Origin of the sequence: Amycolatopsis deserti (assembly GCF_014653945.1) — a bacterium.
Lineage (GTDB): Bacteria > Actinomycetota > Actinomycetes > Mycobacteriales > Pseudonocardiaceae > Amycolatopsis_E > Amycolatopsis_E deserti.
Genome location: NZ_BNAU01000005.1, coordinates 55,617 through 76,719, shown reverse-complemented (window position 1 = coordinate 76,719; position 21,103 = coordinate 55,617). Strand labels below are relative to the sequence as shown.

Below are 21,103 nucleotides of genomic sequence, written 5' to 3'. Positions count from 1 at the left end.
GGCGAAAAGTGTGCCGGTTTTGTCGGTGGGGTGCGACAGAATGATGCTCGTGCCCCGCCTAGGTTCCGGAATCCCACTGGTCGCCCGCGCCGACGAGCTGCGACGGCTGCGTGCCGCCTTCACCGCCGCCGAGCGGGGTGAGGCGGGCGCGGTCCTCGTATCGGGTGATGCCGGGGTGGGCAAGACGCGTCTGCTGACCGAGCTCGCCGAGCACGCCACCTCCCGCGGCGCGCTCGTGCTCGCCGGACGCTGTCTGGACGTGCGTGAGGGCGGTCTGCCCTACCTGCCCTTCGCCGAGGCGTTGTCGCCGCTGAGCCTGGACGACGACCCCGAGATCGCCGAGGCGGTCCGGGTGCGGCCGGCGTTGGCGCGGCTGCTGCCGCAGGGGGCCACGCCGCCGTCGCCGAGCGGCGACCACCTGGGGCTGGACACGTCGGGGGAGCGGGACGTGCCGTACCGGGTGCGCCCGGAGCAGGACCTCGGGCAGCTTCAGCTGTTCGACGCGGTGCTGGGCGTCCTGGCGCAGGTCGCCGTGCACCGGCCGGTGCTGCTCGTGCTGGAGGACCTGCACTGGGCCGACTCGTCCACCCGGAACCTGCTGTCGTTCCTGCTCAACCGGCTGCGGGGGCAGCGGTTGCTGGTGGTCGGCAGCTACCGGGAGGAGGACGTGCACCGGCGGCACCCGTTGCGGGCGATGCTGGTGGAGCTGGTCCGCCTGCCCGCGGTCACGCAGATCGAGCTGCGGCCGTTCGGCACGGCCGAAGCGCACGCGTTCGTCGAGGCGCTGGCCGACGGGCCGGTGTCGCCCGAGATCGTCGCGTGGGTCGCGGAGCGGTCGGAGGGCAACCCGTTCTTCGCCGAGGAGCTGATGGCCGCGGGCGTGGAGTGCGAGGACCTGCCTGCGGGGCTGGCCGAGGTGCTGCTGTCCCGGCTGGAACGGCTCTCGCCCGAGGCGCGGCGCGTGGTCCGCACGATCTCGGCGGCCGGCGACTCGGTGGCGCACGCGGCGCTGGCCGAGGTCACCGGGCTGGGTGAGCTGGAGCTGGACGAGGCGCTGCGCGAAGCGGTGCACCACCACGTGCTGGTCATCGAGCGGGGCGCCTACACGTTCCGGCACGCGTTGCTGCAGGAAGCGGTGTACGGGGACCTGCTGCCGGGGGAGCGGGTCCGCATGCACGCGGCCTACGCCGAGCGCATCCGCCGCATCCCGCAGGGCCGCGGCCACGACGCGAAGCTCGCGTACCACAGCCTGCGCAGCCGGGACCTGAAGACGGCGCTGGCCGCGTTGCTGCAGGCCGCCGACGAGGCCGAACGGCTGGGCGCGCCCGGTGCGGCGCTGCGGCACATCGAGCAGGCGCTGGAGATCTGGGACGCGGTGCCGCAGGCGGACCGCCCCGCGGACGTCGACGAGCTGAAACTGCTGCAGGAGGCGTCCTATTTCGCGGCGACCTCGGGCGAGCCGGAGCGGGCCATCGCCTACGGCCGGTCCTCGGTGCAGAACCTGAAGCGGGGCGTGCCGCCCGAGAGGGCGGCGAAGGTGTGGCGGCGGTTCGCCGAGGTGCTGCTCAACGCCGAGGGCACGCTCACCGAGGCGCTCGACGCCATCAACCGCGCGTGGGAGCTGGTCGCGGAGGATGAGCCGAGCAAGACACGGGCGTGGGTGCTCGCCACGCGGGCCACGATCCTGCGCAACGCCGGCCAGTACGAGGACTCGCGGTGGAACGCGAACGCCGCGGTCGCCGACGCGCGGGCCGTCGGCAACACCGGCGCGGAGGCCGCGGCGCTGGTCACGCTGGGCGCGCTGGCCGATGCCGTGGGGGAGCCGGCTGAGGCTCGGGAGCGCCTGGCGGAGGCCGAACGCAAGGCCTTGGATTCCGGATCGCTCAACGTCGCGTTGCGCGCGGTCTGCTTCCTGGCGTTCAGCTACGAGGACCTCGGCGAGTACGGCCCCGCGATGGACATCTACCGGCGCGGGGTCGAGCGGGCCGAGCAGACCGGGCTGACGTGGAGCATCTACGGGCTGGAGATGCGGGCCCGGTACCTGACGCTGCGGTACCTCACCGGCGATTGGCCCGCGATGGCGAGCACGAACGCGCCCGCGCGGGGTGTGTCGAGCGTGCTGGCCGCGCGGATGACGTCGTCGTGGCTGCCGTTCGCGGTCGCCCGGGGCCGGGTCGACACGGCGGAGAAGTACCTGGCGGAGCTGCGGCCGCACTGGCGGGCGGAGCCGCTGACAGCGATCGTGAGCGGCGCGACGGGCGCCGAACTCGCGATGTGGCAGGGCGAGTACGAGCAGGCGATCGCGTGGGTGCGGAAGGTCACCGAGTTCCTGCTGTCGTTCGACGAGGGGTACCTGCTCGCCACCGTCCGCCTCGGCGCACTGGGGGTCGAGGCGGCCGCGGCGTGGGCGGCGAGTGCCCGCAAGCACGGTGACCACGGGCTGGTCGAGCAGGCCGTCATCGCGGGCCGGAAGCTGATCGAGCAGGTCCGGTACGCCGGCGAGAACGGCAAGCCGCGGGCCCAGACGCTCGGCCCGGAGGCGCGGGCGTGGCTGGCGCGAGCCGAAGCCGCCGCGAGTGGCCTGGAGGGCCCGGCCGACCCGGCGCTGTGGGCCGCGGCGGTGGCCGCGTTCGACTACGGGGCGGTGTACGAGCAGGCGATCTGCCGCTGGCACCACGCGGAAGCGCTGCTGGCCGCCCAGGGCGACGCGGGCCTGGCCGCGAAGGAACTGCTGGCCGCCCACGACGTCGCCGACCGCCTGCGAGCCGAACCCCTCCGCGACGCGGTGCGCGAGGTAGCCCGGCGTGCCCGCATCGATATCCCCGGCGTAGAGCCGAAACCGGCCGCCCGCCCGGCGATCGACCCCCTGACCGACCGCGAACGAGCCGTCCTGGAACGAGTGGCACTGGGCCGAACGAACAGACAGGTCGGCGAGGAGCTGTACATCAGCGAGAAGACGGTGAGCGTCCACCTGTCGCGCGTGATGGCGAAACTGGGAGCCAGCCGAAGAGCCGAAGCAGTGGCCATCGCCTACGACAAGGGCCTGCTGACCTGACGGCCGGGCGCCGTGCCCTCGATCTTTGAACAGAACCCGAGCTGGGTGGTCATCCCGGAGCCTGCCCGTCCGGCGAGGACATCCCTTGATCTCTGAACCCGCGCCCGGCACGGCGAAGAGCCCACCCCACGGGCGGCCCCCACCGCACGGGCGGCCACCCACCCCACGAGCGAAGCGCCTCACACCGCCGGACGGTCACCTCGGGTGCCGCCGCGTCTCCAGAAGCGACACTCAGCGGCCCGGCAGCTTGCCCAGCAACCGAAGTCCCACCGTCATCCCGCGCGCCCAGACCTTCCCCGGCACCACTCGCGGCGGCCGCAGCCGCACGCCGCGCTGCACCGCGATCGACTGTGCCTCCGTGTACTTCAGCAGCCCTTCCTTGCCGTTGCGCCGCCCGAAGCCGCTGTCCTTCATGCCTCCCATGGGCAGCCCGACGGTCCCGAAAGTCGCCGCGTAACCCTCGTTCACGTTGACCGTTCCGGCCTTCAACCGGGACGCCACCGCCCAGCCCGCCGCCGCGCTGCCGGACCACACGCTCGCGTTCAGGCCGTACTCGGTGTCGTTCGCGCGCTCGATCGCCTCGTCCAGATCGGTGTAGCCGTAGATCGCCACCACCGGGCCGAACGTCTCCTCCCGGAACAGCGCCACGTCCTCGGTCACGTCCGTCAGCACCGTCGGCTCGTAGAACAGCGGCCCCAGATCGGGACGCGCCCGGCCGCCGGTGAGGATCGTCGCCCCCTTGGCGCGCGCGTCCTCCACGTGGGCGCTCACCGCCGCCAGCTGCGCGGCACTCGTCAGCGAACCCATGTCCGCGCCGAACCCGAGCTCGGCGCCCAGCCTCAACGCCTTCGTCCTCGCCACGAACGCCTTCGTGAACTCCTCGCGGATGTTCTCGTGCACGTAGATCCGCTCCACCGACACGCACAACTGTCCCGCCGAGGAGAAGCACGCCGAAACGGCACCCGCCGCGGCCTTCGCGACGTTCGCGTCCGGCAGCACGATCATCGGGTTCTTGCCGCCCAGCTCCAGCGAGTACCCGGTGAGCCGCTTCGCGACCTTCTCCGCCAGCGCCTTCCCCGTCGGCGTGGAACCGGTGAAGCACAGGTAGTCCGACTCCTCGACGAGCGCGTCGCCGATGCGCGAACCCCGCCCCAGCACGATCCGCCACACGCCCGCCGGCAGCCCGGCCTCCTCGGCCAGCTCGTGCAGCCACAGCGCGGACAACGCGGTCTGGTTGTCCGGCTTCTGCACGACGGCGTTCCCGGCGGCGAGCGCGGGCAGCACGTCCATCGCGGTCAGCGCGAGCGGGTAGTTCCACGGCGAGATGACCCCGACGACGCCCTTGGGGTGCCGGATCTCGCCCGCCTTCGTCGCGACCGGGATGACCCCGGCGGCGCGCCGGGCGCTGAGGAACTTCGCGCTGTGCTTGCCGTAGTAGCCCGCGACCAGGGCCGTCGCGCTGACCTCGTCGAACGCGTCGATCCGGGCCTTGCCCGCCTCCAGCTGCACCAGGTTCAGGATTTCCTCCTGGCGGCCGAGGATCAGGTCCCCGAGCCGCTTCAGGACGCGCTGCCGCTCGGTCACCGGGCGGGCGGCCCACGCGCGCTGCGCCTTGCGGGCCTCGGCGAACACCGCCCGCACGTCGGCGTCGGTGGCCTGCGGCAGGGTCGCGGTCGGCAGCCCGGTGAACGGGGCGGTGATCTCGACCGGGGCGGAGTCCTGGCCGCCTTCGGCGCGGCGGGCGAGCTGGGCGGCCTGGGCGGCGGTGGGTGCACCGGCGATCCCGCCGACGGTGTTCGGCCCCGTCGAAGCCTCGCCCGTGCTCGCGGTGGTGCTGGTCATCGGCCCTCCTGGCGCTCGTCGGCAACGTTACCGGCGAGTACAGCATACCGCCGGTATGGCGCCGGACCCTTTCCGTTCGCGAACGTCACACTCGGAGATCCACACGTCTCACGAGGGAGCGGCCGGCCCGGGCGAGGGCCGGGCCGGCCGCTCCCTCCCCGGGCGTCTCTTGAAGCTGGCGCGAGACACGCGAGCGGCGCGTTCCGCCGGGAGTGGGCGCACCGCCGGCCCCTCCCGCCGCCCGTGGTCACCCCTCGATGTCGCCCCGGTACGCGGCCAGCGCGAGCCGCTTCCACTCCTCCAGCAGCTGCTTCCGTCGTGCGGGCGCGCCGCCCAGCTCGGCGTCCAGCGCCAGGCCGCGCGTGAAGTTCACCGTCAGCCAGAACAGCGTCTCCAGCCGTTCGCGGGGCAGGTCCGGTGCGAAGTTCCGGATCAACGTCAGCGTTTCGCGGCCCAGGGCCCGGTCGACCGGTCGGATCGCCGCCCGCAACGCCGGGTCGGTGCGCGCCGCGATCCACAGTTCGGTCGCGGCGGTGGCGAGCGTGCCCGAGTAACCCGCCCACAGCAGGTCGATCGCCGCCGGGATGGCGTTCTCGCCGCGCGGCAGGTCCGCGAACGACTCCGACAACGCCGCCGTCCGCCGGGTCGTGAGATGCGCCACAGCGGCCGCCATCAGGTCGGCTTTGTCCGCGAAGTGGTGCTGCGCCGCGCCCTTCGACACCCCCGCCCTGGTGCAGATCTCCTGCACCGACGTGCGGGCGTAGCCCAGCTCGACCAGGCACTCGATGGTCGCGTCGAGCAGGGCCGTCCGGGTCTGCTCCCGGCGCTCGGCCTGCGTGCGGTGCCCCCGCGCGGTCACGTCGCCTCCTTTACCGGCGTCGCCGCCGGATGTACATTCCACCCGGAACTTACATTCCGTCCGTAATGTTTTCCACCGCTGGAGGTCACCGATGCCGTTGCCCGCACCGAAGAGTTCCTGGGCGCAGGACCTGGGCGAGTTCCGCGAGCTGGCCCGCTCGTTCTGCCAGAAGGAGCTCGTGCCGCACCAGGAGCGGTGGAACCAGCAGAAGTCCGTCGACCGCGAGCTGTGGACGAAGGCCGGCGAGGTCGGGCTGCTCGCCATCTCGATCCCCGAGGAGTACGGCGGCGGTGGCGGCACCTTCGCGCACGAAGCCGTGCTGTACGAGGAGCAGGCCCGCAGCGGCGACAGCTCGTGGGGCGTGTCCGTGCACAACGGCATCGTGGCGCACTACCTGCTCCACTACGCGACCGAAGAGAAGAAGAAGGAGTGGCTGCCCAAGCTCGCCAGCGGCGAGTGGGTCGCCGCGATCGGCATGACCGAGCCGGGCACCGGCTCCGACCTGCAGGGCATCAAGACCCGCGCGGTGCGCGAGGGCGACGAGTACGTCATCAACGGCGCCAAGACGTTCATCAGCAACGGCGGCATGGCCGACGTGGTCGTGGTGGCCTGCAAGACCGACCCGGACGCCGGCGCGGCCGGGGTGTCGCTGATCGTCGTCGAGACCGACCGCCCGGGCTTTCGCCGCGGCCGCGTGCTGGACAAGGTCGGCCTCAAGGGCCAGGACACCGCCGAGCTGTTCTTCGACGACGTGCGGGTGCCGGCGGCGAACCTGCTCGGCGAGGAGGGTCAGGGCTTCATCCAGATGATGCAGCAGCTCCCGCAGGAGCGGCTGATCATCGCGGTCACCGCGGTGGCCGGCATGGAGGCCGCGATCGACCTCACCATCGAGTACACCAAGGGCCGCACCGCTTTCGGCCGCCCGGTCTACAACTTCCAGAACAGCAAGTTCAAGCTCGCCGACGCGGCGACCGAGGCGGTCGTCGCGCGCGCGTTCCTCGACCAGTGCATCGAACGCCACCTCAAGGGCGAGCTGGACGTCCAGGGCGCGGCGATGGTCAAGCTGTGGACCACCGAGCGCGCCAACAAGGTCGTCGACGACTGCGTCCAGCTGCACGGCGGCTACGGCTACATGACCGAGTACCCGATCGCCCGCGCGTGGACGGATCTGCGCATCTCCCGCATCTTCGGCGGGACCAGCGAGATCATGCGCGAAGTCATCTCGCGGACGCTGTGATGGCGGGACCACTCGCCGGGCTGAAGGTCGTCGAGCTGGCCGGACTCGCCCCGGCGCCGTTCGCCGGCACGCTGCTGGCCGACCTCGGCGCGGACGTGGTGCGGGTCGACCGGGCCAAGCCGGGGGCGGACGTCCTCGGCGTGCCCAACGACCCGCTCACGCGCGGGCGCCGGACCATCGGCGTGGACACCAAGAGCCCCGAGGGCGTCGAGGTCGTGCTCCGGCTGGCGGAGCGGGCCGACGTGTTCATCGAGGGCTTCCGCCCGGGCGTGGCCGAGCGCATGGGGCTGGGGCCGGACGACGTGCAGGGGCGCAACCCGCGCATCGTCTACGGCCGGGTGACCGGCTGGGGCCAGGACGGGCCGTTGGCGTCGGCGGCCGGGCACGACATCAACTACCTCAGCGTCGCGGGCGCGCTCGAACCGATCGGGCGCGCGGGGGAGCGGCCGGTGCCGCCGCTCAACCTCGTGGGTGACTTCGCCGGTGGCGGGATGCTGCTGGCGTTCGGCATCCTCGCCGCGCTGCACGAGCGGAACACCTCGGGGCGCGGGCAGGTCGTGGACGCGGCGATGGTCGACGGCGCGGCGCTGCTGATGACGCAGCTGTTCGGGATGCGGTCGGCCGGGATGTGGCCCAACGAGCGGGGCGGCAACGTCCTCGACGGGGGTGCGCCGTTCTACGACACGTACGAGACCGCGGACGGCAAGTACGTCGCGGTCGGGGCGATCGAGATGCGGTTCTGGGGTGATCTGGTCAAGGTGCTCGAGCTGGACCCGGACGAGCTGCCGGTGCACCTGGACTGGAACCAGTGGCCGCGGCTGCGGGAGATCCTCGCGGCGGCGATCGGCAAGTACACGCGCGACGAGCTGGTGGCGCGGGCGGAGGGCACGGACGCCTGCCTGACGCCGGTGCTCAGCCCGTGGGAGGCGGCGGCCCACCCGCACAACGCGGCGCGGGGCACGTTCGTCGAGATCGGCGGCGTGGTGCAGCCCGCCCCGGCGCCGCGGTTCGACCGCACCCCGCCCGCGACGCCCGAGCCGCCGCACGAAAAGGGGGCGGACACGGCGGATGTCCTGGCCGAACTCGGGTACGACGCCGAGGGGGTGGAGGCACTGCGGCAGGCGGGGGCGATCGCCTCCTGAGGGCGCGTCCGGGCCAGGGCGGGCGCGAGCTTCCCGTGGCCATGAGTCGTCTCGCCGGAGGCGGGTATTCCCGGTCCGGGAGGCGCGGGGGTGATCGCCTCCTGACGCGGTCGCGACAGATCGTTTAGAGTGGTCACATGTCCCGGCTGGGCACGCAGCGTCACGGCTCCCAGCCATCCGTGTGAAGGGGTGTCGAAAACGTCCCGGTGACGGCAGGATTGCCGTTGATCGGGGGGAACCAGGGCCGCGGGCCCAGTTGGAGCGAGGGGAACACGGCCATGTCGGCGAACACCAAGAAGATCGTCATCGTGGCCGTCGTCGCGCTCGTGTTGTTCTTCCTGATCACCCGTCCCACCGAGTCCGCCGAGGTGGTGCGCAGCGCACTGGGCTGGCTCCGGGACGGCGCCGAAGCCATCGTGACCTTCGTCCGCAGCCTCTTCTCCTGACCCCATCCGGCCACGGCCGGCACCGCCCTCCCGCGGTGCCGGCCGTGGCCGTGCGCGTCCCCAGGGGAACTACGTAAAGTCACCAATCTCGGCATCTGAGCGGCACTGTTCGACCATCCGGGTGGATTGATGTGATTAACCTGCTGGTCGTCGAATTCCTTGCCCGGAACCTCTGGCGCGACGGCCCGGATTCGCCCTACGGTGCTCACATTGCGTGACCGGCCGGTTCTCGCCGGCGAAACGGTCGATCGCTTCGATCATCGCCGTTCGATGGTGGCTTTCAGTTGGGGCACGAGGAGGCAGGGATGACCGGAGATCCCGGGGTGGATGCGGTGATTGCCCAGTGGGCGTCCGAGCTCGAGCGCACGCCCGAGGAGATGGAGGCCGACCGGATCGCCTCCGCCTGGCTCGCCGAACTGCCGCAGCAACCACCAGGGATTCCCGGCCAGCGCGCCCGCACCGGCACCCGCACGTGGAAGCCGGTCGAGTCGGCCGACCCGGACTACCTGGACGCGATGCGGGAACGCCTGCCCGAGGTGCCGGTCGACCTGCTGGTCGCCGCGGCGGGCTGGTGGCAGATGGTCGGCGACATCGAAGAGGCCAAGGCCTGGTGGGACGCCGGCATCAGCCCGCTCGACCAGCGCGCCCTGGACTACCGGTCCGCCGGCCTCACGCCGTCCGACCTGTCCCGCCGTCTCGGCCCGATGACGGTCCTGCAGCACCTGCGCCGCGGCAGCGCCCCGGCCTGGTGCGTCGCCCGGCTCGCCCGCCAGCAGCGCGCCAGCTGACCGTCGTGGCCGCGTAACGTCAGGAAACGCGGCCTCGTTGGTCAGGTGAGGCTTTAGCGCTCGCTTGACACCGGCACACCTATCGTCGGCCCGCGAAGCGCGTGCGGACGTCGGTGGGAGGCCAGGTTCTTGGACACGGAGCAGATCGAGCACGACCCTGCGGACGTGTCCACCGAGGACGACACCGTGGCACGGCCCGCCCGGGCCGTGCCCGCGGTGCTCGGCAGGCTCGCGGTCGTGGTGCTGGTGCTGGCCGCGGCGGTCGGCGGGATCTGGACGACCAGCGCGGTCACCCGTCCCGACCGCACGGAGACCACCACCGAGATCCCCGACCTGGACAACGCGGCGGCGCAGGTCGAGCCCGGTTCGGCGGCCCCGGTCAACGCGACCATCGAGGGCACGCCCGCCGCGCAGACCCAGCCGCAGCAACAACCCCAGCAGCAACAGCAGTCCGGCGGCGGGGACCTGCTCTCGCAGTGGGCGGCCAAGGTCGCCGACGTCACCGGCATCCCCGCCCGCGCGCTCGTCGCCTACGGCAACGCCGAGCTGGAGATGCGGGCCACCCAGCCGAAGTGCCGGCTGTCCTGGGCCACGCTCGCCGGCATCGGCCGGGTCGAGTCCAACCACGGCCAGTACGGCGGCGCGGTGCTGCAAGCCAACGGCCTGCCGTCGAAGGCGATCGTCGGCGTCCCGCTGGACGGCTCGCCCGGCATCAAGGCGATCGGCGACAGCGACGGCGGCCGGTTCGACGGCGACCCGACCTACGACCGGGCGGTCGGGCCGATGCAGTTCCTGCCCAGCACCTGGGCCCGCTACGGCGGCGGCTACAACCCGCAGCAGATCGACGCCGCCGCGCTCGCCGCCGCCAAGTACCTGTGCGTCGGCGGCCGCGACATGGCCAGCGCGAACGGCTGGTGGTCGGGGATCCTCTCCTACAACAACTCGGTCGACTACGCGCAGAAGGTGTTCGGCCTGGCCGACGCCTACGCCAAGGCCGCCCAGGTCGTCAAGGTCTCCTGACCCGCGGGTGCTAGCGTCGTGGTGTGCCCACGGGTCTGTTCACGCCGCGCCGGATCGCGATCGGCGTCCTGTGCGTCGCCGCGTTCGCGGTGTGCTGCGGGCTGGCCTGGTGGCAGTGGAACCGGTTCGAATCGGCGAGCGGCTCGTTCCAGAACCTGGGTTACGTGCTGCAGTGGCCGCTGTTCGGGGTGTTCCCGGCGTTCATGGTGTGGCGGATCTGGAAGCTGCGCCGCGAGGCGGCCGCGGAGGACGCCCAGCCGGAGGACTCGCGTGCCGAGTGGGGCCACCAGCCGGCGCGCGAGGTGCCGGCGCCCCGGGTGCGGCGGCAGCTCCCGGCCGAGGACGACGACCCCGAGCTCGCCGCCTACAACCGCTACCTGGCCGAGCTGCACGCCCGCGACCAGCGCGAGAGTTAGAAAGGCAGACTGCGATGGTGGACACGGACGAACGCGAAGGCGCCCCGGTCGCGAAGGCCGCGCCGGCCCTGCGGGGACCGCTGCTGCGCTACCGCGTGCTGGCCTACGCCACTGGTATCGCGTTGCTGCTGCTCACGGCGGCCTTCATCCTCAAGTACGCGTTCGACTCGCCGGGGATGATGAGCTGGGCCGGCGTCAGCCACGGTGTCTTCTACATGGTCTACCTGGTGTTCGCGGTCGACCTGGCGCTCAAGGCGCGGTGGTCGATCAAGGGCACGATCCTGGTGCTGCTCGCCGGCACCATCCCGTTCCTGTCGTTCGTCGCGGAGCGGTCGGTCACGCACCGCGTCCACGCGGGGCGCAAGCTCTGAGCGAGTAGGGCACGACGGTCGACCCGCGCAGGGTGGCCGCGTCCAGCGTCGCCGGTGTGAAGCCGTCCAGGTGGGCGATCATCGTCCCCACCGGGTCGGCCACCTCGTCCACGCGGCCGGACAGGAAAGCCCACTCGTGCTCGTCGGAGCCGAAGTACACCGGCGTGGCGAACACCTCGGTGAACCGGGCCCAGGCGACCCGCAGCGTGTCGTTGCGCCACAGGGTCGGGCAGCCGCCCTGGCAGCACACCACCCCGCCGGGCGCGAGCAAACCCGCGCACCGGCGCAGGAAGTCCGCGCCGTACAGCCGGTTGTGCTGGGCCTGCGGGTCGGTGTTCTCGTCCGGCAGGTCGATCACCACCAGGTCGTACCCGCCGTCGGAGGCCTCGACGAACGAGAACCCGTCCGCGTAGTGCACCCGCACCGGCCCCTCACCGCGCTCGGCCGCGTCCAGCTCCTCGACCGTGTAGCCGTAGGGGAGCAGCGAAGCGCACCTACGCACCGCCACCCGGTCGATGTCCACGTGGTCCACGTGCGCGGCACCGAACGCCACCGCCAGCTGGCTCGCCACGCCCTCGCTGGACCCGATGATCAGCACCCGCCGTAGCTGCGAAGCCAGCAGCATCGCCGGCACCATCAGCGCCTCGTGGTAGACGAGCTGGCTCGCCTCGGTGCTCTGCCGCTCGTCGTCGCAGAACAGCGACACGCCCTGGGCCGTGCGGCCGATCAGCAGCCGCTGGAACCCGGTGTGCTCGTCGAACAGCACCTCCGACACGTCCCACACCCGCGACAACCCCGGGCCCAGGGGCTCAACGATCTGCCGTGACATGCTTCTCCCCGCGCTCGACGACCGACATCTCCACGTCCGCGGTGCCCAGCGCGGCGGCCAGCAGGCGCACCGCGAGCACCGGATCCGCCTGGTCCCCGCACGTGAACACGTCCGCGAACACCGCCCCGATCTCCGGGTAGGTGTGCACCGAGGCGTGCGATTCGGCCAGCAGCGCCAGCACCGTCACGCCCTGCGGCTCGAACCGGTGGCCGACCACCTCGCGGACCGTCGCACCGGCCTCGGTCACCACGCTCCGCAGCGCCTCGCGCAGGAACGCCGGATCGTCCAGCAGGCGCGGGTCGATGCTCCGCAGCTCGGCCAGGACGTGCCGTCCGGCGAACGCGCCGATCTCACGTGCCATCGGCGAGCGTGCCTCCTTCCAGGCAGTAGGTGCGCAGGGGCGGGATCCCGTTGAACGCCACCGACGAATAGCTCGCCGTGTAGGCGCCGGCGTCGAGGATGTCCAGCCGGTCCCCGGCGCGCAGCGACAGCGGCAGCTCGTAGGGAGTCCGTTGGTACAGCACGTCGTCACCGTCGCACGTCGGCCCGGCCAGCACGACGGGACCCCGCTCGCCGCCTGAGTCCAGCGGCTCCAGCCGGTAGGGGATGGCCTCGTTCTCGGTCTCGGCCAGGCCGTTGTACCGGCCGACGTCGAGGTAGACCCATCGGCGGCCGAACCGGGTGGACACCAGCACGACCTCGGTGCGGATCAGCCCGGCCTCGGCGACCACGGCCCGGCCCGGCTCGAGCAGCACCTCCGGCTCGCCGGGGAAGTACGCCGCCACCGCCGCCCGGATCGCCCGGGCATACGCGGCAAGCTGCGGCACGGCCTCCCGGTAGGTGATGCCGAAGCCGCCGCCGATGTTCAGGCGGCGCGGCCGCACCCCGCGTGCGGCGCAGTCGGCGAAGATCTTGGCGGCCGCGGCGATCCCGGCCTCCCACGCCTGCGGTTCCGGCTGCTGCGAGCCGACGTGGAAGGCGATCCCGGCCGCGTCCAGGCCCAGCCGGTCCGCCTCCACCAGCAGGTCGGCCGCGCGCTCCGGTTCGCAGCCGAACTTCTGCCCGAACGGCGTCGCCGACGCCGGCCCGTCCACCAGGATCCGCACCGACACCGACGCGCCGGGCGCGTGCTCGGCCAGGCTGGCCAGGTCACCCTCGGCGTCGGTGGTGAAGTCCCGCACCCCGCGCGACCACGCGAACGCGATGTCGGCCGGCTTCTTGATCGTGTTTCCGTAGGACAGGGCCGTGGGCTCGGCGCCGGCCGCCAGGCACGCTTCGATCTCGGCCGGGCTCGCCACGTCGAACCCGCCGCCCGCGCCCAGCACGGCCCGCAGCACCGCCGGCTCCGGGTTCGCCTTGACGGCATAACACAGACGCGCGTGCGGGAACTCGGCCAGGAGTTCCCGCACGCGCGTGGCGACCGCGTCGGTGTCCACGACCAGGCACGGCGTCGGCACGTCGTGCCCGGCCAGGAAGCGCCGGATCCGGTCGAGGCTTCGGGGTGTCACCCCCGAAGCGTCTCAGGAGCCGATGCCGGTCAGCGAACGGACCTCCATCTCGGCGTGCTTGCGCGGGTCGGCCTTGTCCTTGCCGAGGATCGTGCCGAGGAAACCGCACAGGAACGAGAACGGGATCGACACCAGGCCCGGGTTCTTCAGCGGGAACCAGTGGAAGTCCACGCCCTTGATGATCGAGTCCGGCGTACCGGACACCACCGGCGAGAAGATCACCAGCACCAGGCAGGCGCCCAGGCCGCCGTAGATGGCCCACAGCGTGCCGGTCGTGTTGAACCGCTTCCAGAACAGCGAGTACAGCAGCGTCGACAGGTTCGCCGAGGCCGCGACCGCGAACGCCAGCGCGACCAGGAACGCGATGTTCTGCCCGTTGGCGAGGATGCCACCGATGATCGCCAGCACCCCGATCACGATCGCGGTGAGGCGCGCCACCCGCACCTCGTCGACCGGGTCGGCGTGGCCGCGCTTGAAGATGTTGGCGTACACGTCGTGGGCGAAGGACGCCGACGCGGTCAGCGTCAGGCCGGCCACGACCGCCAGGATCGTCGCGAACGCGACCGCCGCGATGACGCCCAGCAGCAGCGTGCCGCCGATGTGCAGCGCCAGCAGCGGCGCCGCGGAGTTCTCGCCACCGGGCGCGGCCTTGATCTCGTCGGTGCCGACCAGCGCGGCCGCGCCGAAGCCGATGACCAGGGTGCACAGGTAGAACACGAACATGCACGCGCTGGCCCACACGACCGAGCGGCGCGCCTCCTGCGAGTTCGGCACGGTGTAGAAGCGCATCAGGACGTGCGGCAGCGCGGCCGCGCCCAGGATCAGTGCGACGGCCAGCGACACGAAGTCCAGCTTGGTGGTGCCGTTCGCGCCGTACTGGCCGCCCGGCTCGAGCAGCTTGTCGCCCATCGGGCTGTGGTAGGCGGCCTGGGAGAGAAGGTTCGACAGGCTGAAGCCGAACTTGCCGAACAGGAACACGGTCATCAGCACCGCGGACAGGATCAGGATGCTCGCCTTGATGATCTGCACGTAGGTGGTGCCCTTCATGCCACCGACCAGCACGTACAGCACCATGACGATGCCCACCACGGCGATGATCAGGGCCTGCCCGAAGCCGCCGTGGATGTCCAGCAGCAGCGCGATCAGTCCACCGGCGCCGGCCATCTGGGCCAGCATGTAGAACAGCGAGATCACCAGGGTCGACGTCGCGGCCGCGGCGCGCACCGGGCGCTGCTTCATCCGGAAGCTCAGGACGTCGCCCATGGTGAAGCGGCCGGTGTTGCGCAGCAGCTCGGCGATGAGCAGCAGGTCCACCAGCCAGGCGACCAGGAAGCCGATCGAGTAGAGGAACCCGTCGTAGCCGTGCACGGCGATGGCGCCGGCGATGCCGAGGAACGACGCGGCCGAGAGGAAGTCGCCGGACAGCGCGATGCCGTTCTGCCGTCCGGTGAACGCGCTGCCCGCGGCGTAGTAGTCGGAACGGGAGGAGTTCCGGCTGCTCACGCGGTACACCACGAACAGCGTGATGGCGACGAACAACGCGAAGACGGCGATGTTGAGGACCGGGTTGCTGGCCGCGGTCGGGGCGCCCGCGGCGAGAAGGTGGCTCATCGGGTTACTGCACTCCTGCCTGCTGGCGGACCTTGTCCACGTCGGGGTCGATCCGGCGCCGGGCGAACCGCAGGTACGCGGCCGTGATCAGGGCGGTCGAGACGAACTGGAGGATCCCCAGCACGATCGCGACGTTGACCTCGCCGAAGAGCTTGATGCTCATGAAGTCGTGCGCGTACGCGGCGAGCAGCACGTAGACCAGGTACCAGAGCACGAACGCCAGGCTCATCGGGAACACGAACCGCCGGAACCGCCCGCGGAGCTCGGTGAACTCCTCGCTGCGCTGGATCGCCACGAAGTCCGGGCCCGTCCGGCGCCGCGGGCCGGGCGGTTCCCCCGTGGCAGGGCCGCTGTTGCCGAACAGCGGCCGCATCGGTCCCGTGTCTTCCACGGGGTTGCGCGTCGCAGCGGTGGGGGCCACGTTCTGCATCTCTGCCTCCCGGCGAGCGAGCGAACTTGGTGAAACTCTTTCGGTGGGCGCACATGCTAACTACGCCGACCTGGGGCTCTGACATCGGAGGACCTCTTCAGAGTGACGCGGGCCTGCGCCACCCGGACGGGTTAATCCGCTGATCGGGCGAAAGGCGGGCGTGATTCCGCCGAAGCACGTAACCGCCCGTGAGGTGACGCGGGGTGCCGTCCCTGGAAGGGGTGAGGCGCGCGATACCGCGTAACACCGCGGCTGTGGTGAAAAAGCGCTGGCCAACCGTGGTGACCGGGCAGAAATCCACATCACAGCGAAAGCCACAAGATCGGGGGGTATTCGGCTCGCCGAGCACGCGGCGTCCGCACGGTCGGTGTGGATTTTCCGGTTCGTCCGAGCGGGCTCTGGGCTAAGTGGGTGACAGGTCCACAGTGTGGGCGTGCCCTGCCGTAACCGGAAGCCGCGCTTCTGGCGCCCTGACAAGGCATTTCTCGTAAACCCCTTGTCACCAGCGGTATTTCCGCAGGTCAGCACCGCCGGATTCGACGGGCTTGGCGGAAGCCCGTTTGGTGTACGCTTCCTGGGCCACGCTGACTCGCTGTGACCGAGCGTAAACCGGTGTTGTGCGCCGCATCGTGCACACCGCATGATGCACCGGCAACGGCGCCGGGCCGGTCCGGCGGGACGGCGGGCGGCCGGGCCAGCGCCGTCGGCTGGGGCTGCAGGAGAAGCGACGAGTTCCACCCGTTGATGAGGAGAGCCATGCGGTTGAGGCCACACGGTGCCGCCGCCGTGCGCTCCGGCACGGGTCCGGCCCGCCACGGACGCGCACAGCACACGCCGGACAGGGAGTCACCTTCGTGACCGTTGCAGGACAGGGCCAAGTGCCTGTGGGACAGCTCCTCGGCCAGCAACCGAAGGAGCCGTCGAAGTGGGCCACGCTGACGCGCTGGCGGGACTGGCGGCTGTCCGCCAAGCTCGCCGCCGTGTCCCTGGTGCCCATCGTGGTCGCCCTGGTTCTGGGCGGGATCACCATCGGCAACCAGGTCGAGCGCTCCGGCAACTACGAGCGGATGAACCGGCTCGTCGAGTTGAACGGCGCGGTGCGCACGCTGGTCGACGCGCTGCAGCAGGAGCGCACCGAGACCGCGGCGCTGCTCACCCAGGGCACCGTCGGCAGCTCCCCGCAACTGGACGCCGCCCGGCAGCTGGTGGACGGCGCGACCGGCCCGCTCGCCGGCGCCACCGGGCACGCCGCGGACGCCGACGACGGCATCCGCGCGCCCGGCGAGGCCGCCGCGGCCGCCGTCGGCCGTCTGCCCGAGGTCCGCCGCCAAGTCGCCGAGGGCCGCCTCGACGCGGTGCAGGCGCTGGCCGCCTACAGCGAGATGACCGACTCGCTGATCGGACTGGACACCGCGCTGGTCGCCGGCATCGGCGATGACGCCATCGGCGGCACGCCGAGCGCGCTGCACGACGTGCTGGTGGTCAAGGAGGAGGCGTCCACCGCCCAGTCGCTGCTCGGCTACGGCATCGCGCGCGGCAACCTCACCCCGAGCCAGCTCAACGACCTGCGCACGGCCGAGCTGCGGCTGACCGACCGGCTCGCCGACTTCCGGGCCGCGGCGAGCTCCGCGCAGGAGGCGCAGTTCGACCGCACCGTGATGGGCCAGGACTTCAACACCCGCAGCCGCCTGGTCAACGGCGTGCTCGCGGCCGAGGGCGCCTCGGTGCCCAGCGCGTTGCGCGGCATCTCGGCCCAGCAGTGGACCGCGGTGTCGGCGTCGGTGATCGCCGCGTTGAACACCGTCAGCGACAGCCTGGGCGACGAGCTCACCACGACCTCCGCGGACCTCGCGGACAACGCGGGCACCGACGCCGGCCTGCTTGCGGTGCTGCTGTTCCTCGCGCTCGTGGTCACCGCCGCGGTCGTCATCCTCATCACCCGCCAGCTGCTGCACTCGCTGCGCGTGCTGCGGGCCGGCGCCCTGGACGTCGCCGACCGCCAGCTGCCGGCCGCGGTGCGCAACATCCAGGAGGGCCGCGAGCAGACCACCGACGTGCAGCCGGTCCCGGTCGGCACGAAGGACGAGATCGGTGAGGTGGCCAAGGCGTTCGACGCGGTGCACAGCCAGGCGCTGCGGCTCGCGGTCGAGCAGGCCAACATGCGCACCGGCTACAGCAGCGTGTTCATCAACCTCTCGCGCCGCAGCCAGAGCCTCGTGCAGCGGCAGCTGCAGCTGATCGAGCGGCTGGAGCGCGACGAGGAGGACGCCGACCAGCTCGCGACGCTGTTCCAGCTGGACCACCTGGCGACCCGCATGCGGCGCAACAACGAGAACCTGATGGTGCTCTCCGGCGCCGAGCCGGGCCGCCGCTCCGGCCAGCCGGTCACCACCTCCGACGTGCTGCGTGCCGCGGTGTCGGAGATCGAGCAGTACCAGCGGGTCGTGGTGCAGACCCCGCCGGACGCGCGCATCGTCGGGTTCGCCGCGAGCGACCTGATGCGCCTGGTCGCCGAGCTGCTGGACAACGCGACCGCGTTCTCCGCGCCGGAGACCCAGGTGACGGTCACGACCCGCGCGAACGACCACGGCGGCCTGGTCATCGACATCATCGACCAGGGCATCGGCATGAACGAGGCCGAGGTAGCCGAGGCCAACGCCCGGCTGACCGAGGCCGGCACGGTCGACCTCGCGACCTCGCGCCGGATGGGCCTGTTCGTGGTCGGCCGCCTCGCCGGGCGGCACAACATCGGTGTGGTCCTGCACGGTGGCAAGGACATCGTCGGTGTGCGGGCGACCGTCACCGTGCCCGCGGATCTGGTGATGGACCTGCCCGCCCGGGCTCCGGTCCAGCCGGACCCGTCGACCGCGCTGCCGCGGCGGCGCACGGTCAACGGCGCCGGGCGGCCGGAGGCGCTGGCGAACTTCGGCCAGACCCCGACGCCCGGGGATGGCGCGAACGCCCCGTCGTGGGCGCAGAACGGGCACTCCGGGGTGCTGCCGCCGCGGCCGCCGTCGGACCTGGAGATCTCCGGGACCGCGTTGTTCACGCCGATCCCGGCCGAGGGTGCGGAGCCCGCGCCCGCTCCCGCGCCCGAGGTGCCCGCCGAGCCGGAGCCGGAGCCGGCGCCGGATGAGCTGCCCAGCGGCAAGGCGTTGTTCACGGCGAACAGCAGCCCGCTGTCGGAGTGGTGGAGCTCGGCGGCCAACGAGCCGAAGCCGGCCACGCCGCCGCCGTCGCGCCGCGAGACGACGCCGATCTTCGACGAGACCCTGTCGGCGTGGTTCCGCAGCGACGACCCGCCGGCGGCCCCGAAGGCGGCCCAGTCCACCTCGGCGGAGCAGTCCACTTCGGACAAGCCGGAGAGCGCCAAGGCGGCCAGCGGCTGGGACTTCGCGGTCGACGAGAACTGGCGCGCGGTCCAGGCGGCGTCCCGGGTGGAGCCGAAGACGTTCACCGACGCGGGCCTGCCGAAGCGGCGCCGTGGCGAGCAGCTGCTGCCCGGCAGTGCCGCCGCGGAGACCCCGGCGCCGAACCCGCAGCGCGAGATGCCGGTCCGCGACCCGGCCGACGTGCGGGGCCGGCTGAGCAGCTTCCAGCACGGCGTGAACCGGGCCCGCCACGCGAAGCGGGACGCGGAAGGCGCTGGCGGCCGGGAAAGCGCTACCAGCGCGGACGGAAGCGCAGCGACTACGCAGGGCAGCACGGGCGCTGCCGGTGCGCAGGTGACTGCCGCGCCCGCTGCGCAGGGGAGCACCCCCGCGCCGGGAAGTGCTGCGCCTGGATCCGCTGCGCAGGGGAGCACCCCCGCGTCGGGGAGCGCCGCTGCGTCGGGGAGTGCTGCCGCGCGGGAAAGCGCTGCCACTTCGGCGGAGGGCGCTGCCGCCCGGACGGCGCAGCCGGAGGCCGGCCGACCGCGCCCGGCCGCGGAGGCGCCGCAGCTGGACAGCGGCCTCCCCCAGCGCGAGCCGAAGGCGACGGAGGCGACGGAGAGCGGCCTACCCCGCCGCAAGCCGATGGCCGACGCACTGAAGCCCAGTGCCCAGCCGAAGAGTTCGGACGGCGCGTCGAAGCCCAGCGCAACGGACAGCGGCTTGCCCCGCCGCCAGCCCAAGCCCGAGCCCACGGCGAAGGACAACGCCGCCGACCTGCCCCAACGCCAGCCGAAGCCCGCCGCGGCCGCGGAGCCTCAGCCGACGCCCGCCGCGGCTGCCGACGCCCAGTCGGAGACCGGCCTACCGCAGCGCCAGCCGAAGCCCGCTGCGGCTGCCGAGGCTCAGCCGGAGTCCGGCCTGCCGCAGCGCCAGCCGAAGTCTGCTGCGGCCGCCGAGGCCCAGCCGACGCCCGCCGCGGCTGCCGAGGCTCAGTCGGAGTCCGGCCTACCCCGGCGCCAGTCGAAGTCTGTTGCGGCTGCCGAGGCCCAGCCCGAGCCCGGCCTACCCCAGCGCCAGCCGAAGCCCGCCGCGGCTGCCGAGGGCCAGTCGGAGACCGGCCTACCGCAGCGCCAGCCGAAGCCCGCTGCGGCCGCCGAGGCCCAGCCGGACCCCGGCCTGCCCCAGCGCAAGCCAACCGAGACCGCCCAGACCGAGAGCGGCCTGCCGCAGCGCCAGCCGGCGTCGGCGCAGGCCGAGGCGGCCCTGCCGCAGCGCCAGCCGCGCCCGGCGGAGGGCACCGGCCTCTTCCAGCGCCCCACCACCGGCGAGGGCACCGGCGTCTTCCCGCGCACCGGGGAGGGCACCGGCCTCTTCCAGCGGCCCGAACCCGCCCGCGACCAGCAGCCCGGATCCACCGCGGACCGCCAGCCGGCCGAAGCGGGCGGTGACGGCGCCTGGTCGTTCGCGTCGGACGAGAGCTGGGCGGCGGTTCAGACCGTGTCCTCGTCGGCGCCGTCGAACTTCACCGCGGCGGGGCTGCCCAAGCGGCGCCGCGGTGAGCAGTTGCTGCCCGGCAGCGCCCTGTCCCCGGGGACCCCCGCCCCGGCACCGCGGACACGCCGTGATCCGCAGGATGTGCGTGGCAGGCTGAGCAGTTTCCAGCAAGGTGTTCAGCGTGGGAGGCACCGGACCGCTCAGTCCGCCGACCCCGATCAAGGAACCATGGAGGGTGAATGACCACGCCGCAGCCACAGAACCAGTTCGGATGGCTGGTCAATGATTTCGCCGAGCGTGTGCCTGGCGTGGCGCACGCGGTGGTCGTTTCGGCCGACGGCCTGCTGCTGACCGCTTCGAACCGGTTGCCGCTCGACCGCGCCGACCAGCTCGCCGCGGTGGCCTCCGGGCTCGTCAGCCTGACCCAGGGCGCGGCGCGGTGCTTCGAAGCCGGTGCGGTCAACGAGACCGTCGTGGAGATGGAACTCGGGATCATGATCCTGATGTCGATCAGCGACGGGTCCTGCCTGGCGGTCCTGGCCGCCCCGAACTGCGACATCGGCCAGGTCGCCTACGAGATGACCATGCTGGTCGACCGGGTGGGCCAGATCCTCACCCCCGAACTGCGGGCTCAGCTGCAGGGAGCCGGTGGGCCCCTGATCGGCGAACCGGTGGGATGAT

The 21,103-nt window shown here is 72.3% G+C and carries 17 protein-coding genes; 10 read left to right on the top strand and 7 right to left on the bottom strand.

Annotation, left to right across the window (positions count from 1 at the left end):
• Positions 1 to 40: 40 nt before the first annotated feature.
• Positions 41 to 3,055: a helix-turn-helix transcriptional regulator gene (locus tag IE290_RS21415; RefSeq protein WP_191246462.1), complete on the top strand. Its 3,015-nt coding sequence runs from the start codon at positions 41 to 43 to the stop codon at positions 3,053 to 3,055.
• Positions 3,056 to 3,286: 231 nt separating this feature from the next.
• Here the strand turns inward: IE290_RS21415 and IE290_RS21410 are convergent, their stop codons facing one another.
• Both IE290_RS21410 and IE290_RS21405 read right to left on the bottom strand, forming a co-directional pair.
• A complete protein-coding gene (locus tag IE290_RS21410) occupies positions 3,287 to 4,897 on the bottom strand; it encodes a succinic semialdehyde dehydrogenase (RefSeq protein WP_191246461.1) in 1,611 nt (536 codons plus the stop codon).
• Positions 4,898 to 5,144: 247 nt separating this feature from the next.
• The gene (locus IE290_RS21405; RefSeq protein ID WP_191246460.1) at positions 5,145 to 5,756 is read right to left on the bottom strand and encodes a TetR/AcrR family transcriptional regulator; all 612 of its coding nucleotides are present in this window, start codon (positions 5,754 to 5,756) and stop codon (positions 5,145 to 5,147) included.
• Between the two features lie 91 nt (positions 5,757 to 5,847).
• Between IE290_RS21405 and IE290_RS21400 the strand changes: the two genes are divergently transcribed.
• The 7 genes from IE290_RS21400 to IE290_RS21370 all read left to right on the top strand — a co-directional run bounded on the left by IE290_RS21400 (position 5,848) and on the right by IE290_RS21370 (position 11,176).
• Entirely contained in the window at positions 5,848 to 6,993 is a 1,146-nt protein-coding gene (locus IE290_RS21400) for an acyl-CoA dehydrogenase family protein (RefSeq protein WP_191246459.1), read from the top strand.
• Positions 6,993 to 8,135, top strand: a complete 1,143-nt coding sequence (locus tag IE290_RS21395; protein ID WP_191246458.1) for a CaiB/BaiF CoA transferase family protein — start codon at positions 6,993 to 6,995, stop codon at positions 8,133 to 8,135. Before IE290_RS21400 ends, IE290_RS21395 begins: the two co-directional genes overlap by 1 nt.
• Before the next feature lie 278 nt (positions 8,136 to 8,413).
• The gene (locus IE290_RS21390; RefSeq protein ID WP_020418820.1) at positions 8,414 to 8,581 is read left to right on the top strand and encodes a hypothetical protein; all 168 of its coding nucleotides are present in this window, start codon (positions 8,414 to 8,416) and stop codon (positions 8,579 to 8,581) included.
• Between the two features lie 305 nt (positions 8,582 to 8,886).
• Positions 8,887 to 9,369 carry a helix-turn-helix transcriptional regulator gene (locus tag IE290_RS21385; protein WP_191246457.1) on the top strand — a complete coding sequence of 161 codons (483 nt, stop codon included), beginning with the start codon at positions 8,887 to 8,889 and terminating at the stop codon, positions 9,367 to 9,369.
• 129 nt (positions 9,370 to 9,498) lie between these two features.
• Positions 9,499 to 10,389, top strand: a complete 891-nt coding sequence (locus IE290_RS21380; RefSeq protein WP_191246456.1) for a lysozyme family protein — start codon at positions 9,499 to 9,501, stop codon at positions 10,387 to 10,389.
• A 23-nt stretch (positions 10,390 to 10,412) separates the two neighbouring features.
• Positions 10,413 to 10,805 (top strand): hypothetical protein, encoded by a 393-nt coding sequence (locus IE290_RS21375; RefSeq protein ID WP_191246455.1) that lies wholly within the window; start codon positions 10,413 to 10,415, stop codon positions 10,803 to 10,805.
• 14 nt (positions 10,806 to 10,819) lie between these two features.
• On the top strand, positions 10,820 to 11,176 hold the full coding sequence (locus IE290_RS21370) for a DUF3817 domain-containing protein (RefSeq protein WP_191246454.1): 357 nt from the start codon (positions 10,820 to 10,822) through the stop codon (positions 11,174 to 11,176).
• Here IE290_RS21370 and IE290_RS21365 read toward each other — a convergent pair.
• The 5 genes from IE290_RS21365 to IE290_RS21345 are packed head-to-tail and all read right to left on the bottom strand — an operon-like array spanning position 11,142 to position 15,554.
• A complete protein-coding gene (locus IE290_RS21365; RefSeq protein ID WP_191246453.1) occupies positions 11,142 to 12,005 on the bottom strand; it encodes a spermidine synthase in 864 nt (287 codons plus the stop codon). The two genes, IE290_RS21370 and IE290_RS21365, sit on opposite strands and share 35 nt — an antisense overlap.
• Entirely contained in the window at positions 11,986 to 12,366 is a 381-nt protein-coding gene (speD, locus tag IE290_RS21360) for an adenosylmethionine decarboxylase (protein ID WP_191246452.1), read from the bottom strand. The genes IE290_RS21365 and speD overlap by 20 nt, the downstream gene beginning before the upstream one ends.
• Entirely contained in the window at positions 12,356 to 13,513 is a 1,158-nt protein-coding gene (locus IE290_RS21355) for a type III PLP-dependent enzyme (RefSeq protein WP_191246451.1), read from the bottom strand. The genes speD and IE290_RS21355 overlap by 11 nt, the downstream gene beginning before the upstream one ends.
• 12 nt (positions 13,514 to 13,525) lie before the next feature.
• Positions 13,526 to 15,124: a monocarboxylic acid transporter gene (locus IE290_RS21350; protein ID WP_191246450.1), complete on the bottom strand. Its 1,599-nt coding sequence runs from the start codon at positions 15,122 to 15,124 to the stop codon at positions 13,526 to 13,528.
• A 4-nt stretch (positions 15,125 to 15,128) separates the two neighbouring features.
• A complete protein-coding gene (locus IE290_RS21345) occupies positions 15,129 to 15,554 on the bottom strand; it encodes a DUF485 domain-containing protein (protein ID WP_191246449.1) in 426 nt (141 codons plus the stop codon).
• Between the two features lie 884 nt (positions 15,555 to 16,438).
• Between IE290_RS21345 and IE290_RS21340 the strand changes: the two genes are divergently transcribed.
• The gene (locus IE290_RS21340) at positions 16,439 to 20,665 is read left to right on the top strand and encodes a nitrate- and nitrite sensing domain-containing protein (RefSeq protein ID WP_191246901.1); all 4,227 of its coding nucleotides are present in this window, start codon (positions 16,439 to 16,441) and stop codon (positions 20,663 to 20,665) included.
• A complete protein-coding gene (locus IE290_RS21335; RefSeq protein ID WP_094008270.1) occupies positions 20,662 to 21,102 on the top strand; it encodes a roadblock/LC7 domain-containing protein in 441 nt (146 codons plus the stop codon). The genes IE290_RS21340 and IE290_RS21335 overlap by 4 nt, the downstream gene beginning before the upstream one ends.
• Position 21,103 lies beyond the last annotated feature (1 nt).